The sequence below is a fragment of the Pseudoflavonifractor sp. 524-17 genome (assembly GCF_009935845.1).
In the GTDB taxonomy this organism is placed as follows: Bacteria; Bacillota; Clostridia; order Oscillospirales; family Oscillospiraceae; genus Pseudoflavonifractor_A.
This window is the reverse complement of the sequence record NZ_QWEK01000072.1, coordinates 1-13,176: the sequence shown is the minus strand read 5'-3', so window position 1 is coordinate 13,176 and position 13,176 is coordinate 1. Positions and strand designations below refer to the sequence as shown.

The following is a 13,176-nucleotide window of genomic DNA, read 5'->3' as shown; positions in this document are numbered from 1 at the left end:
TCCGACATTGCCTCAACGTGTTCTGGCGTTGGGGCCTTTCTGCGCCTTGCAACGCCGGATAATTCGCTATTCCTTATCTGAGATCTCAGATAAGGCGCACTTCTATACATGGTCTGCGACCATGTATCGTGCGCTCTGCGAGGCTACGGCCCAGACTTGCGAAAGTCCGGGCCGTTTGCGTCGCTACGCTCCGTACAAGGGGGAGCGCATCCGTTTTTACCGCCAGCAGGCGGGACTGACTCAAAAAGAACTCGCCGGCCTTTGTAAGGTCAGCGAGTCCGCCATCAGGAATTATGAGTTGGGGAACCGTGTGCCGGATTTTATGATGCTCCATGAAATCGCCGGAAAACTCCGGGTCAACTATGCCGCCATCAGCGGTGAAAAAATCACGGATATGGAAGGAGCGTTACAGGCGCTATACAAGCTGGAGGAGATTTACGGATTGTACCCGACAGAAGTTGATGGGCATATCCATTTTGTATTCCGTGACAGTATTGCGATGGATAATTTCAAGCCGGACATAGACGCCATTACGAGAAATCCGGGCGCATTGCTCCAATACCGCATTCTGGGATTTATGAAAGCCTGCGCCCTGCACGATGCCGGAGAATTGACCGATGAGGAATACGCCCTCTGGAAAAGCAAGTTCCCGGTCTTCCTGAGCGACTTCTACGATTTTCGGAAACAGGCGGGGAGAGCGGAGGGAGAAACCTTTGACGGGGACGCCCCCGTTCCCTCGGAAAAACCGCAGTCCCCGGAACGGAGCCGGGAGCCGCTGTTTCGAGCCTTTGTGGGAACAAATGCACTGCTTGCTACAATGGTGACAGCCCTACAACGAGGGTTGAACGCTGGTCGGCTTTGTGTTATACTTTGCATGGTGCAATTCGACAAATCTGAGGTTACAGGAGTAACAAGGATGAAAGTTATTATACAATTGCTTCCGCTGGAAAATAGCGATAGAGAGCAATTTATCACAGACAATCAAGAGGCATTCAACTACGGAGCAATGGAAGAGTTTGGCCTTCGGGATAACCATTTTGAAGCAGACGGTCAAATCATTTCGCGGGAAACGATTGAACAGTCTATTGATGGCGGAGAAGCCTATCGGATTGTGTCCGACGGCAAAAAAGTCGGCGGAGTTGTCATCCAGACCGAGGGCGAAAAAGGAGATTTAGATTTATTATTTGTGTCTCCGTTTGCTCACAGCAGGGGGATTGGATATGCTGCGTGGTGTGCAGTTGAAAAGCTATATCCCGAGGTGAAGATTTGGGAGACAGTGACACCGTATTTTGAGCAGCGCAATATCCACTTCTATGTAAATCGATGCGGGTTTCACATTGTGGAGTTTTTCAACAAATTCCATCCTAATCCCAACGATCCTGATTCGGGAGCCGAAGGGCTTGACGAGCAATTTCCAGACAGAATGTTCCGGTTTGAAAAAGTTATTCGCTGAATTCTCGTTTATTGAGGAGTTTGCAAAATCAGCAATACCCCTGGCATTCGTACACAAGCGAACCTATTTCAACCTGTGTGAATTTGTATCAGCAAAAGCTGTAGAAAGCTGGAAATGCTTGAAAATGCACGACATTGATTAAGGCTGAATCAGCGTCCCTATAATTGTAAAGTGAAAGGTATCAATTCTATTTGTACCATATCGCTATCACTGCCGGCAGGCTACCGGCCAACGGCATCATAAGCGGCTTGCAATCTCTCCGGACTAATGTTGGTTGTCATGTAAACGATGGGCGAGCTGTGCGCACCCATTTTGCCAGTCTTAACGAGTGGGCGCAGGAAGATGCTCTATCCGGGTACACACCCGCTCCAGCAGCGGCCTGCTGTGGCTGACCACCAGCAGGCCCAGCCTCCGGCGGGCGGTCTCCTCCAGCAGAAAGCGCCAGATCTGGGCCTGAGTGATAGGGTCCAGCATAGCAGTGATCTCGTCGCACAGCAGAAAGCAGGTCTGGGGGCCCAAAGCCCGGGCAATGCAGATCCTTTGCAGCTCCCCGCCGGACAGCTCCGCCGGATAGCGCTCCAGCCAGGCAGGGGCGATATCCAGCGCCGCCAGCAGGCGCTCCTCTGCCGGCCTGCCCTCCGCTAGCGTTCTCCCCAGGGGAATCAGAGGATCCACCGCGCCCTCCGGGTGCTGCCAGATCATCTGCACCGGGCAGGCCCCTTTGTAAGCGGACAGCGGCCTGCCATCCAGCGCCACCGTCCCCCGGTCCGGCTGGTCGTATCCCGCCAGCAGACGGCACAGGGTGGTCTTTCCCCGGCCGCTGGGCGCGCTCAGCCCCACCCGCTCCCCAGGGGCCACGGTAAGATTCACCCCCGCCAGCACCGGCGGGCTGTTCCGGCGGTAGAAAAATGTAATATCCTTTGCCTCCAGACTTATGGCTCCTCACCCCCTTCCGGATTTAGACAGCGCACACGGCCTCCTGCCCACGGCCGGTACGGGATGACTTCTTCCTTTTTACATTCCGGCCGGCAGTGCGGACAGCGGGGGGCGAAGCGGCACCCGGTCCACCCGCCGGCGGGCGGGGGCTGGGTGCCGTCCAGGGGGAGAAAGCCATTCCCAGGCAGCGCCCGCCACAGGGCCTTTGTGTAGGGATGGCGCAGCCGCTCCGCGGCAAAATCCTCTGCCTGGGCCTCCTCCACCGTCTCCCCCCCGTAGAGGACTGCCACCCGGTCCGCCACGGTGAGGGCCAGCTCCAGGTCGTGGGTGATGAAGAGCACCCCCGCCCCGCCCTGGGCCAGCTCCCGGAAGTGGCCCATCATCCGGGCAGCGGCTCTGGCGTCCAGGCCGGGGGTGGGCTCATCAGCAATGACCAGCTTAGGGGGCGAAAACACCGCCGCGGCCAGCAGCACCCGCCGTGCCATTCCGCCGGACAGCTCAAAGGGATAGCGCCCCTCAGTCTCCGGCCCCAAACCGTACCGGCCCAGGGCGTCCCGGCTCCGGACGCGGGCGGCGGCGTCCCGCCAGCCATGCCGGATCTGGGGCCCCACTTTCATCAGCGGGTCCAGATAGGTCACGCCCTGGGGCACCAGGGCAATCTCTCTCCCCCGCAGTGTTTTCAGCCGCCGGGGCGTCAGCGGCTCCCCCAGCCAGCGGATCTCCCCCGCCATATGGCTGTTGTAGGGCAGAAGGCCCAGAATTCCGTGGGCCAGCAGGCTCTTCCCCGACCCGCTCGCCCCCACCGCCGCCACGATCTCACCCGGCCTGATGGTCAGCGACAGATCCCGGATGCCCCACACCGTGCGCCGGCGCAGGCCCCTCTCATACTGGGTGAAGGAGACAGACAGATTTTGAATTTCCAGCAGTACTTCCATAAACGCCCCCTATTCGTGTATGCTGGCCGGATCCAGCAGCCGGCGCAGCCGCTCTCCCACGCCGGCAAAGAGCAGCACCACCAGTACCAGCGCCCCGCCGGGGAACAGGGCCAGCCACCACCTCCCGGCGGCCAGATAGCCCATGCTCTCCGACAGGATCATACCGATGGCGGGCTGCTCCGGCGGCAGGCCGAAGCCCAGAAAAGTAATACTGGCCTCGTGGAGAATGGCGTGGGGAAACAGGAGCACCAGTCCGACAAAGAACTGGGGCAGCATATGGGGGAGCAGGTGGTTTCTCATCATCTGTCCCCAGGACACGCCCAGCTTTTCCGCCGCCAAAAAATAGGGCGCCTGGCGCAGCTGGAGGATCTCCCCCCGGATCACCCGTGCCAGGACGGGCCAGTGGCTCAGGGCCACCCCGGCGGTCACTCCGGCAAAGCCCCGCCCCCAGGCCAGGGCAATGAGCATCACCAGCAGAATGTGAGGGATGCCCATCACCAGATCGATGAGCCAGGAGACAGCGCAGTCCGCCCGCCGCCACAGGGCGGCCGCCGTCCCCAGGGTCAGGGCCGCCAGGGCGCTCACCCCGGCGGTGAGGCCCCCCAGGCGGATACTCAGAGACAGCCCCGCCAGGGTCCGGGCCAGCATATCCCGGCCCAGCCAGTCCGTCCCGAAGGGATAGGCCAGACACGGAGGCAGATTTTTCCGGGAAAAATCCGTCTCCGCGGCCCGCCCCGCCAGCAGCGGTCCGCACAGCGCCACCGCCAGCAGGACCGCCGATGCCAGGGCAAAAAATACAAGGGCAGCCTGCCGGCGATTCCACACCCTCATGGCAGGATCCCTCCCCTCCGGATGCGGGGATCCACCAGACCGCACAGCACATCGGCGGTAAGATTACCGCCGAACACCAGGGCGGCGCTCACCACTGTAATGGCCATCAGCAGGGGCAGATCGCTCCCCAGGCCGGCGGCCACTGCGGCCTGTCCCATCCCGGGGTAGGAGAAGACCTGCTCCACCAAGACCGAGCCCCCCAGCAGCTCCCCAAGACAGGCGAATTGCAGGGTAAGCCCCGGCAGGGCCACATTGCGCAGGCCGTGGCGCAGCACCGCGGCGGGGATGGACGCCCCCCGAGCCAGGGCAAAGCGGATGAAGTAGGACTCCATCACATCCGCCATCTTCTCCCGGGTGTGCAGGGCGATGTCCGCCGCCCCAGTGAGGCTCAGCGCCGCCGCCGGCAGAATCCCATGGCGCAGCCGCTGGAGCAGCGTGATTCCGGCGCTCTCCGCCCCGATTGGCGCGGAGAAGCCCACCGGCAGCACCCGCAGCCACACCCCGAAGATCAGCACAAGGAGCAGGCCCAGCCAAAACCCCGGGGTGCTGGACAGCGCCAGACAGATCCCCCGGATCAGCCGGTCCGGCAGGCGGCCCCGGCACGCCCCGGCTATCACGCCCAGCGCCCCGCCCAACAGGCCGGAGAGCACCCACGCCGCCGCCAGCAGCCACAGGGAGTTGGCCAGCCGCTGGCCCATTACCTGGCGCACCGGCTGGCGGTAGCGCAGAGAGATGCCCATGTCCCCCCGGACAAAATCTGACAGCCAGCTCAGGTAGCGCTGGACCGGCGGAGTATTTTTTCCCCAGTGGGCCTCCAGCCGGTCAAGCTGTTCTCCGCTCATGCTGCCCAGCGCCGCCTGGCCTACATTGGCCTGCACCGGGTCCAGGGGGGAGCATGTCATCAGCGTAAAGGTCACCACGCTCACCCCCAACAGCAGCAGCGTCCCCCGCAGCAGCTTCTTTCCAATCCATGGAATCCAGCCGCCCACTCCGCCCACTCCTTTCCTTCGTTTTCCCTTTGAGCCCGGTTCAGGACCAGCACCATTGGTCCACGTTGTTCACAATGGACCAGCCGTGGCCGTGGGGGTGGAGCTTCTGCTCCGCCACCTGGAGCCCCTCCCGCACCCAATAGAGGTGGTCCACATTCACCAGCCACACCCAGGGGATATCCCCCTGCTGGGTAATACCGGTGACGCCGTCCCACTGAGCCTTCTGCCACAGCGTGTAGGATTCTTCCGCGCTGCCGCTGGCCAGGGCGCGGTCCATATAGCCGTCTACCGCCGGGTTGGCGTAGGGGGAGTAGGCCGCTGTACCGGTCTCTTTGTCTGTGTGGTAAAGGTTGTACAGCTCCATGGGCGTGTGGGCCCCCCAGCCCCAGATCATGGGCTCCGACAGGGCCCGGCTGTAGGCGGTGTCCCAGCCCACTCCCTCCATGGCGGCGTCGATGCCCAGCCGGCGGAGCTGGTTGGCCAGCTCCGCCGCCAGAGCCTGACGCACGGAATCCCCGGCGGGATAGAGCAGGTGGAGGGCAGCGGTTACTCCGTCCTTCTCCCGCACCCCTTTGGCCCCTATCGTCCAACCCGCCTGATCCAGCAGGGCGGCGGCCTCCGCCGGGTTGTAGGCCACCTGAGACGCCTCGCTGTACCAGGGCAGGCCGTCGCACACGCTGTAGGCCGGGGAACCGTACCCGTTGAGCACGTGGCCAATCATCTCCTGCCGATCGATGCCTATGTTGATGGCCCGGCGCACCTGTACGTCGGCCAGAAAGTCGCTGCCTGCCGTCCTGCCCTGGCTGTCAATGCCGGCAGGCACAGCGGGGAGGTTTATCCCCCGGTTGTCCACGCTGGCGCAGGCCAGGAGGGTATACCCCGGCGGCGTCTGACCGGCGTAGACGGCGGAGGTGTCCGCCGCGTCTACCTGTCCCGCCTGGACCGCCAGGAAGGCTGCGTCCTCCTCCATGAACAAAATCACCACCCGCTTGATCTTCGGCGGTTCCCCATAGTAGTCCGGGTTGGCCTCCAGAATCACCTGCTGGCCCCTGTCCCACTGCCTGAGGAGGTACCGGCCGGAACCCACGGGGGCCTGTCCGTAAGTAGCGCTGTCATAGCAGTGCTCCGGCACGATGCCCACAGCTGCCATGGTGTAGGGCCAGATGGAGAAGGGCCGGGTCATATGGAAGACCACCGTGGCGTCGTCCACCGCTTGGGCGTGGTCCAGCATAGTGAAGTCGCCGGCGGTGCTGGTCTGCTTCGCGGTGTTATAGGTAAAGGCCACGTCGGCGGCGGCCAGGGGCGTTCCGTCGGTAAACCTCACCCCCTCCCGGATGGTCACCGTCCACGTCATGCCGTCCTCGCTGGCGGCGCAGCCGGTGGCCAGGTCATAGCCGATGGTCAGGTCCGGGTTGGTCACTGTCAGGGTACTCTGGAGCAGCGGCTCATGGACGTGCTCCCCCGCCCCCCAGCCGAGGCAGGGGTCAAACCCTGCCGCCGGCTCCGCCGCCGCATTCAGCGCAATAATGACCTGATCCCCCTCCGGTCCGCCCGCTTCGCCGCTCCCGGAGGGGTGGGCGCTCCCGCAGCCGGACAGCAGTCCCGCCCCCAGAGCAAGGGCCAAAAACGCCCTGCTCCACGGTCTTCCAGATCGCTTTTTCATCACCGCTCCTCTTTCTGCCGGTTTTTCAGCGCCGCCCGGACCACGTCCTCATAAGGGAGCTGGTTGGCACGGGCCAGGGCGGCGGCGTCCTCAAACTCCAGCTTCACATGGGTGACGCCGAATCCCTGGGCGGTCTTCAGCCGGACCGGCCCCCAGGGCGTGTCCGCCTGGGCGGTTCCCGGAGTAAGGAAGTACTTCCCGCACCGGCGCACCCGCAGGCCATTGGTGGTGGTGTGGCGGAGCATCTCCCGGGCCAGCGCCTCCTCCCGCTCCCCGCTGCACAGCGCTGTCAGCACATAGCCGGGACGGCCCTTTTTCATGGTCCCCGGGGTGGTGTACACATCCAAGGCCCCTTCCTCCAGCAGGCGGGCGGCGGCGAAGGCCAGGGCCTCCGGCGTCATATCGTCAATGGTACACACCAGCTCTGTCATCTCCCCCCGGCCCGCTGCTCCGCACGCTCCCAGGAAGGCCCGCACACAGTTGGCCTGCTCAAACTCCTTGGTTCCCATGCCGTAGCCCACCTTCTCTACCGCCATCATGGGCATGGGGCCGAAGGCGGTGGAAAAGTGGGCCAGCAGCGCCGCCCCGGTGGGGGTACACAGCTCCCCCTGAATGGCCCCGCCGTAGACAGGGAGCCCCGTCAGCAGCGCCGCCGTGGCCGGCGCCGGCACCGGCATAACGCCGTGGGCGCAGCGCACTGTCCCGCTGCCCACATGGATCGGGGAGGCCACAATCCGCGCCGGGGCCAGCAGGTGGAGGGCGTAGCACACCCCCGCCACGTCGGCCACGGCGTCCAGGGTCCCCACCTCGTGGAAGTGGACCTCCTCCACCGGCCGTCCGTGGGCCCTGGCCTCCGCCTGGGCAATGGCGTTGTAGACCTCTTTGGCGTGGATTCTGACCGCTTCCGGCAGGGGCAGACCGTCAATGAGCCGGGCGATATGGCCCGGGCCGGCGTGGTGATAATGGCCCTCCGTGCCGTGGGTGTGGCCGTGATGATGTCCGTGATTGTGCGCATGAACAGGTTCATGCTCCTCCGCGCCGTCTACCGTCACCCGCATATGAGTGCCTGCAATGCCGCAGGCAGACCCCGGCACTGCCTCCACCGCCACTCCCGGCAGGCCCAGATAATTCATGGCGTCCAGGAAACGGGCCTTGTCCCCGTCCTCCAAAAGCTCGTAGAGGGCGCCCATCAGCATATCCCCCGCCGCGCCCATATTGCACTCCAAATACAGTGTTCTCATGGCTCTTTCAGTCCCTCCATCTGATTGATCCGGCTGGCCAGATAGCCCGCGCCGAACCCATTGTCGATATTCACCACGCTGCACCCGGAGGCGCATGAGTTCAGCATGGCCAGCAGAGCGGACAGCCCGCCGAAGCTGGCGCCGTAGCCCACACTGGTGGGCACCGCCACCACCGGGCAGTCCACCAGCCCGCCGATGACCGAGGCCAGCGCCCCCTCCATCCCCGCCACGGCCACCACGCACCGGGCGTCCATCAGCTCGTCCAGACGGGACAGCAGGCGGTGCAGCCCCGCCACTCCCACGTCGTACAGCCGCACCACACGGTTTCCCATGGCCTCCGCGGTGAGGGCGGCCTCCTCCGCCACCGGGATGTCGCTGGTGCCGGCGGCAGCCACCACAATCTTCCCCAGGCGGGGCACAGCCCGGGGGAAGGCCACTCCCAGTTTTGCCTCTTGGCTGTACTCCAAGGGCACCGCTTCCCCCACGGCGGCGGCGGTCTGTGAATCCATGCGAGTGATGAGGATGTTGCCGCACCCCCGCGCCCCCATGGCGGCGGCGATGCCCGCAATCTGCTCCGCCGTCTTTCCCGCCCCGTAGATCACCTCCGCCGCCCCCTGGCGGACGCCCCGGTGGAGGTCCACCTTGGCGTATCCCAGGTCCTCGAAGGGAGCGCGCTTGAGGGACAGAAGGGCCTCCTCCGGGGCCACCTCTCCTGCCGCCACCTGCCGCAGCAAATTCAAACTGTCTCTCCGGCTGTCCATAACATCCTCCCCTTTTGCTGTTCACCTGGACGGCGTCCTGGCTTTTAAATCTAAAAAAACCTGGGAAAACCAGGGGCTCAGGGCGGCCCGGATCCCCTCTCTCTCCGCTGCGGCCCGGGGCAGCTGCTCCGCTGTTACCTGAAGCAGCGCCCCCTCTCCCAGCAGCCGGAGACGGAAATCCCGGTACCCCAGCCGGAACAGGGCGGCCTCCCCTTCCTCTGCCCGGCGCAGCAGCTCCGGCGTCAGGGCCGTTCCGACCGGCACCCGGGTGGCCAGGCAGGCGTAGGCCGGCTTGTCCCAGGTAAACAGACCCGCCGCCCTGGACGCCCGCCGCACCGCCTCCTTGGTCATGCCGCACACCCGCAGGGGAGAACGGATTCCCAACTCCGCCAGGGCCTTCATCCCCGGGCGGTCCCCCTCGTCGTCAGAGGCGTTGGTGCCGTCCAGCACCACAGGATACCCGTCCGCTTCCGCCCGGCGGCACAGCGCAGAGAGCAGCGCCCGCTTGCAGTGATAACACCGGTCCGCGCCGTTGGCCGCCGCCCCAGGCACACTCAGAATGTCCGCCTCCACCACCGTCATGGGCACCTCTATCTCGGCCGCCAGCCGGCGGGCGTCCGCCTCCTCAAACCCTGGCTGAAACGCGCTGCGGACATAATAGGCCCGGACGGCACAGCCATAGTGTTTCGCCGCCCACAGCAAAAAAGCGGAGTCCGTGCCGCCGGAAAAGGCCACAGCGGCCCGGGGCGCCTGCCGGAAAAATTCCTCCAGTGTCATATAATCCCCCCAAGCAGAAAAAAAGAAGGCACCCGCTCTCCACTGAGAGCGGATACCTTCCTGGTATCCTGAAAATACGAGCATAGAAAGCAGGCCCTCCGCCCCCGGCGCGGCTTCTGCCGCTCTGGCCGGCTTCCTGCCGGTCTCCAGATGGTACAGGGCGAAAACTGAGTTTATTATGCCTTAATTCTCCCTGTTTGTCAAGCGTTTGGGTGGTAAAATCCCCCTTAAAAGCTCCAGAATACCACCAAGATAATCCCGTAGATCACGCTTGCCGAAATACCGAAAGCCAGCACCGGCCCGGCGACCTGGAACATTCTGGCCGCCATTCCTGTCACAAACCCCTCGCTTTTGAACTCCAGCGCGGGGGAGACCACCGCATTGGCAAAGCCGGTGATAGGCACCAGCGTCCCCGCCCCGGCATGTTTGGCAATATTGTCAAAAATGCCCAGTCCAGTGAGCAGGGCGGCCAGGAAAATAAAGCTCACCGACACCGCTCCCGCCGCCACATCCTCCTCCAGTTCCATGGCCAGATAGAAATTGCGCAGGCCCTGCCCTGCGGCGCACAGCGCCCCGCCCACACAGAACGCCCAGATCAAGTCCTTCCACAGCGGGGAGGGCCTGGCCTTTCCTCTTACATATGCGTCGTACTCCTGATTGGTCATGTCCATTTTAACGATACCTCCTTCCATTCTGTTCCGCTGCCCCTAGTCTGACCCAATTTCTATCAAACTATGCCGCCGCGCCGCCAAAGGCGAGACCTCATAAAAAGTTAAGGACAAAACAGACCACAACGGTTTGTCTTGTCCTTTTTTACTGCATCATCCACTATGACACTTTCGGGGAAAGCGTCCGTGAGGGAAAGCGATAAATCGGAAGCTGTCAACCTAAAACTTCCATAACCTTTTTAAATTTATCTTGATAGTGCTTTTTGCTTTCAGCAGATAGTTTTTAAAAACTTCTCGTCAGCTTGTCTTTTACAAATGTCTTGCCTTCTTCAATTCCCATACATTTTTGAACGTAGGCTAAATATAAGAGACTCGGCACACTAACAAAGTTTGAGATTGCATCCGCAACACATAATTCTTCCAGGCTGACACTGCCTCTGTGATTTCTGATACATTTTTGTACCAATGAAATCTTTTTGTCATCATAACCATATTCTTTTAGAATAAGATATGCCATTTCTGCCCCATGGATATGGTGAAGCTCATAGAGACTATAATCTGTAATCGAAGCAATATCATGCAGCCAAGCCGCAATCATGACAATTTCCTTATCTGCCCCGTATTTTTCTGCCAGAATTTCTGCATATGGAAGTTGTGCATTCCCTCTCTTAAATAAAATCGGTGTGTGTCTTTCCAAAGCTGATTACAAGCTGCTTCAATTTGCGTACAACCAAAACTTTCGCAAGTTGACAAGCATTTGTAAACATCTCTTTTCCTATCCCCTGTTTCCTATATGCTTCATCAACAGCAAACTCCATAATCTCTGCAATACATTCTGAATGATGTAATTGATCCTCAGACCTTAAATTCAATACTCCAATTACATTCTCTTCATACTCACAAATAAGGCAATAATAATGCCTATTGCTTATCTGCTCTTGATATATTGAATAAAATCTATCAAACGGAAGCCGCTTACATTCTATATTTCCCCCAAAATCCAAATTTGTCGAGTAATACGCAAAGAAGTATAGCACCATAGCACAAGCAACTCAACCAAAGCACTTGTGTACTTTTTGTGTACCAATCACCGCTAGAACCCATAAAACCGTTGCAACACAAGGGGTTCGGGCGGCTGATGCCGTTCGCTTTCAAGAAAAGAAGTAAAATAGACGGACGGGGAAGGCGGATAAAATGGGATAGCGGATAACGAAAAAGGCTGAGGAGCGTATTGTCATAGAACCGGCTTTGGGATAGAATAGGACGATACTGATTCAGAAAAAGGGGAGAAGAGAATATGTCCCATCAACTGGTAATCGTGCTGGACTTCGGAGGACAGTATAATCAGCTCATTGCCCGCCGGGTGCGGGAGTGCGGGGTCTACTGCGAGGTAAAGTCCTATGCCACGCCTCTGTCAAAGCTGAAGGCCATGGCGCCCATCGGATTTATCTTCACCGGAGGCCCCAACAGTGTCTATGGCGAGGGAGCGCCCCAGGTAGATCCGGAACTCTTCCGCCTCGGGATACCGGTGCTGGGTATTTGCTATGGCTGCCAACTTATGGCCCACATGCTGGGGGGACGGGTGGTTCCCGCCCAATCGGACACAGCCAGAGAGTATGGAAAGACGAAGACTTATTATGATACCAGCTGCAAGCTGTTCTGCGGTCTTCTGGAGGAGGGCATGTCCTGGATGAGCCATGGGGACTATATGGAGCAGGTACCGGAAGGGTTTGTCCTGGCGGCCCACACGGATGCCTGTCCAAACGCGGCTATCGCCGATGAGGACCGGGGATTTTACGGCGTGCAGTATCACCCGGAGGTCAACCACAGTGAGAACGGCGTGGCCATGATCCACAATTTCCTCTACCGGGTGTGCGGCGCGGCAGGGGACTGGGGCATGGGGGACTATAAGAAAACCGCCATCCGCCAGATCCGAGAGAAGGTGGGGGCAGGAAGGGTGCTCTTGGCCCTGTCCGGCGGGGTGGACTCTTCGGTCTGCGCCGCCCTGCTGGCGGAAGCCATCGGAGACCAGCTCACCTGTGTCTTTGTAGACCACGGGCTAATGCGCAAAAATGAGGGAGACGAGGTGGAGGCCGCCTTTGCTAAGTGGACGATGAACTTTGTGCGCGTGGATGCGGAAATACGCTTTCTGCTGAAGCTAGCCGGCCACAGCGAGCCGGAGCATAAGCGCAAGATCATCGGGGAAGAGTTTATCCGCGTTTTTGAGGAAGAGGCGAAAAAGATCGGCCGGGTGGACTTTCTGGCCCAGGGAACCATCTATCCCGATGTAATCGAGTCGGGAGCGGGGGATGCTGCGGTGATTAAAAGCCACCATAATGTGGGCGGACTGCCGGACTATGTGGATTTTAAGGAAATTATTGAGCCCCTGCGCCTGCTGTTTAAAGACGAGGTGCGCCAGCTGGGTCGGGAGCTGGGACTGCCGGAGTATCTGGTCAGCCGCCAGCCCTTTCCCGGCCCCGGCCTGGCCATCCGGGTCATTGGCGATCTTACGAAAGAGAAGCTGGATATACTGCGGGAAGCCGATGCTGTCTATCGGGAGGAGTTGGCTGCTGCCGGCCTGTCCCAGTCCATCGATCAGTACTTTGCCGTGCTGACAAATACCCGCTCTGTGGGCGTTATGGGCGACGGCAGAACCTATGACTATACCCTGGCCCTCCGCGCCGTTACCTCATCCGATTTCATGACTGCCGACTGGGCCCGTATCCCCTACAATGTTTTGGATAAAATCAGCACCCGAATTGTAAATGAAGTGCCGGGAATTAACCGAATTGTATATGATATCACAAGTAAACCTCCAGCCACGATAGAGTGGGAATGATTTCAGTGTCGTAGGGCAATGTGATTTATCCTGTAAAGGGCAATAACACTTAGCCTACGCCATAGAAAAAAGTGACCTTGCGT

13 protein-coding genes are annotated in these 13,176 nt (G+C 60.6%); 2 read left to right on the top strand and 11 right to left on the bottom strand.

The features are described 5' to 3' along the window. The coding region (locus tag D1159_RS17430) for a helix-turn-helix transcriptional regulator (protein ID WP_161846884.1) at nt 1-1,453 on the top strand (1,453 nt) is incomplete at its 5' end. A gap of 321 nt (nt 1,454-1,774) precedes the next feature. Here D1159_RS17430 and D1159_RS17425 read toward each other — a convergent pair. The 11 genes from D1159_RS17425 to D1159_RS17375 all read right to left on the bottom strand — a co-directional run bounded on the left by D1159_RS17425 (nt 1,775) and on the right by D1159_RS17375 (nt 11,294). Next, a complete protein-coding gene (locus tag D1159_RS17425; RefSeq protein WP_347563722.1) occupies nt 1,775-2,335 on the bottom strand; it encodes an ATP-binding cassette domain-containing protein in 561 nt (186 codons plus the stop codon). Nucleotides 2,336-2,385: 50 nt separating this feature from the next. Further along, nucleotides 2,386-3,324: an ABC transporter ATP-binding protein gene (locus tag D1159_RS17420; protein ID WP_161846883.1), complete on the bottom strand. Its 939-nt coding sequence runs from the start codon at nt 3,322-3,324 to the stop codon at nt 2,386-2,388. Nucleotides 3,325-3,333: 9 nt separating this feature from the next. After that, entirely contained in the window at nt 3,334-4,155 is an 822-nt protein-coding gene (locus D1159_RS17415; protein WP_161846882.1) for an ABC transporter permease, read from the bottom strand. Beyond that, entirely contained in the window at nt 4,152-5,144 is a 993-nt protein-coding gene (locus D1159_RS17410; RefSeq protein WP_347563721.1) for an ABC transporter permease, read from the bottom strand. The genes D1159_RS17415 and D1159_RS17410 overlap by 4 nt, the downstream gene beginning before the upstream one ends. 40 nt (nt 5,145-5,184) lie before the next feature. Continuing rightward, nucleotides 5,185-6,807: an ABC transporter substrate-binding protein gene (locus tag D1159_RS17405; RefSeq protein WP_161846881.1), complete on the bottom strand. Its 1,623-nt coding sequence runs from the start codon at nt 6,805-6,807 to the stop codon at nt 5,185-5,187. Then, complete coding sequence (gene larC / locus D1159_RS17400; RefSeq protein WP_161846880.1) at nt 6,807-8,048, bottom strand: nickel pincer cofactor biosynthesis protein LarC; 1,242 nt, start codon at nt 8,046-8,048, stop codon at nt 6,807-6,809. The genes D1159_RS17405 and larC overlap by 1 nt, the downstream gene beginning before the upstream one ends. Continuing rightward, entirely contained in the window at nt 8,045-8,809 is a 765-nt protein-coding gene (larB, locus tag D1159_RS17395; RefSeq protein ID WP_161846879.1) for a nickel pincer cofactor biosynthesis protein LarB, read from the bottom strand. The genes larC and larB overlap by 4 nt, the downstream gene beginning before the upstream one ends. A gap of 21 nt (nt 8,810-8,830) precedes the next feature. Continuing rightward, on the bottom strand, nt 8,831-9,586 hold the full coding sequence (gene larE, locus D1159_RS17390; RefSeq protein WP_161846878.1) for an ATP-dependent sacrificial sulfur transferase LarE: 756 nt from the start codon (nt 9,584-9,586) through the stop codon (nt 8,831-8,833). Between the two features lie 227 nt (nt 9,587-9,813). Then, the gene (locus tag D1159_RS17385; protein WP_161846877.1) at nt 9,814-10,257 is read right to left on the bottom strand and encodes a SpoVA/SpoVAEb family sporulation membrane protein; all 444 of its coding nucleotides are present in this window, start codon (nt 10,255-10,257) and stop codon (nt 9,814-9,816) included. Nucleotides 10,258-10,537: 280 nt separating this feature from the next. Continuing rightward, a complete protein-coding gene (locus D1159_RS17380) occupies nt 10,538-10,951 on the bottom strand; it encodes an HD domain-containing protein (RefSeq protein WP_243152368.1) in 414 nt (137 codons plus the stop codon). Next, nucleotides 10,923-11,294, bottom strand: coding sequence for a GNAT family N-acetyltransferase (locus tag D1159_RS17375; protein ID WP_243152367.1), 372 nt, complete (start codon nt 11,292-11,294; stop codon nt 10,923-10,925). Before D1159_RS17375 ends, D1159_RS17380 begins: the two co-directional genes overlap by 29 nt. A gap of 257 nt (nt 11,295-11,551) precedes the next feature. Between D1159_RS17375 and guaA the strand changes: the two genes are divergently transcribed. Then, the gene (gene guaA / locus D1159_RS17370; protein WP_161846876.1) at nt 11,552-13,093 is read left to right on the top strand and encodes a glutamine-hydrolyzing GMP synthase; all 1,542 of its coding nucleotides are present in this window, start codon (nt 11,552-11,554) and stop codon (nt 13,091-13,093) included. The last annotated feature ends 83 nt before the right edge of the window (nt 13,094-13,176 follow it).

Bases quoted from the DNA above. Each gene is read 5' to 3' on its own strand.
- D1159_RS17420 (WP_161846883.1), bottom strand. From the start codon at position 3,324: ATGGAAGTACTGCTGGAAATTCAAAATCTGTCTGTCTCCTTCACCCAG.
- D1159_RS17415 (WP_161846882.1), bottom strand. From the start codon at position 4,155: ATGAGGGTGTGGAATCGCCGGCAGGCTGCCCTTGTATTTTTTGCCCTG.
- D1159_RS17405 (WP_161846881.1), bottom strand. From the start codon at position 6,807: ATGAAAAAGCGATCTGGAAGACCGTGGAGCAGGGCGTTTTTGGCCCTT.
- larC (WP_161846880.1), bottom strand. From the start codon at position 8,048: ATGAGAACACTGTATTTGGAGTGCAATATGGGCGCGGCGGGGGATATG.
- larB (WP_161846879.1), bottom strand. From the start codon at position 8,809: ATGGACAGCCGGAGAGACAGTTTGAATTTGCTGCGGCAGGTGGCGGCA.
- larE (WP_161846878.1), bottom strand. From the start codon at position 9,586: ATGACACTGGAGGAATTTTTCCGGCAGGCGCCCCGGGCCGCTGTGGCC.
- D1159_RS17385 (WP_161846877.1), bottom strand. From the start codon at position 10,257: ATGGACATGACCAATCAGGAGTACGACGCATATGTAAGAGGAAAGGCC.
- D1159_RS17375 (WP_243152367.1), bottom strand. From the start codon at position 11,294: ATGGTGCTATACTTCTTTGCGTATTACTCGACAAATTTGGATTTTGGG.
- guaA (WP_161846876.1), top strand. From the start codon at position 11,552: ATGTCCCATCAACTGGTAATCGTGCTGGACTTCGGAGGACAGTATAAT.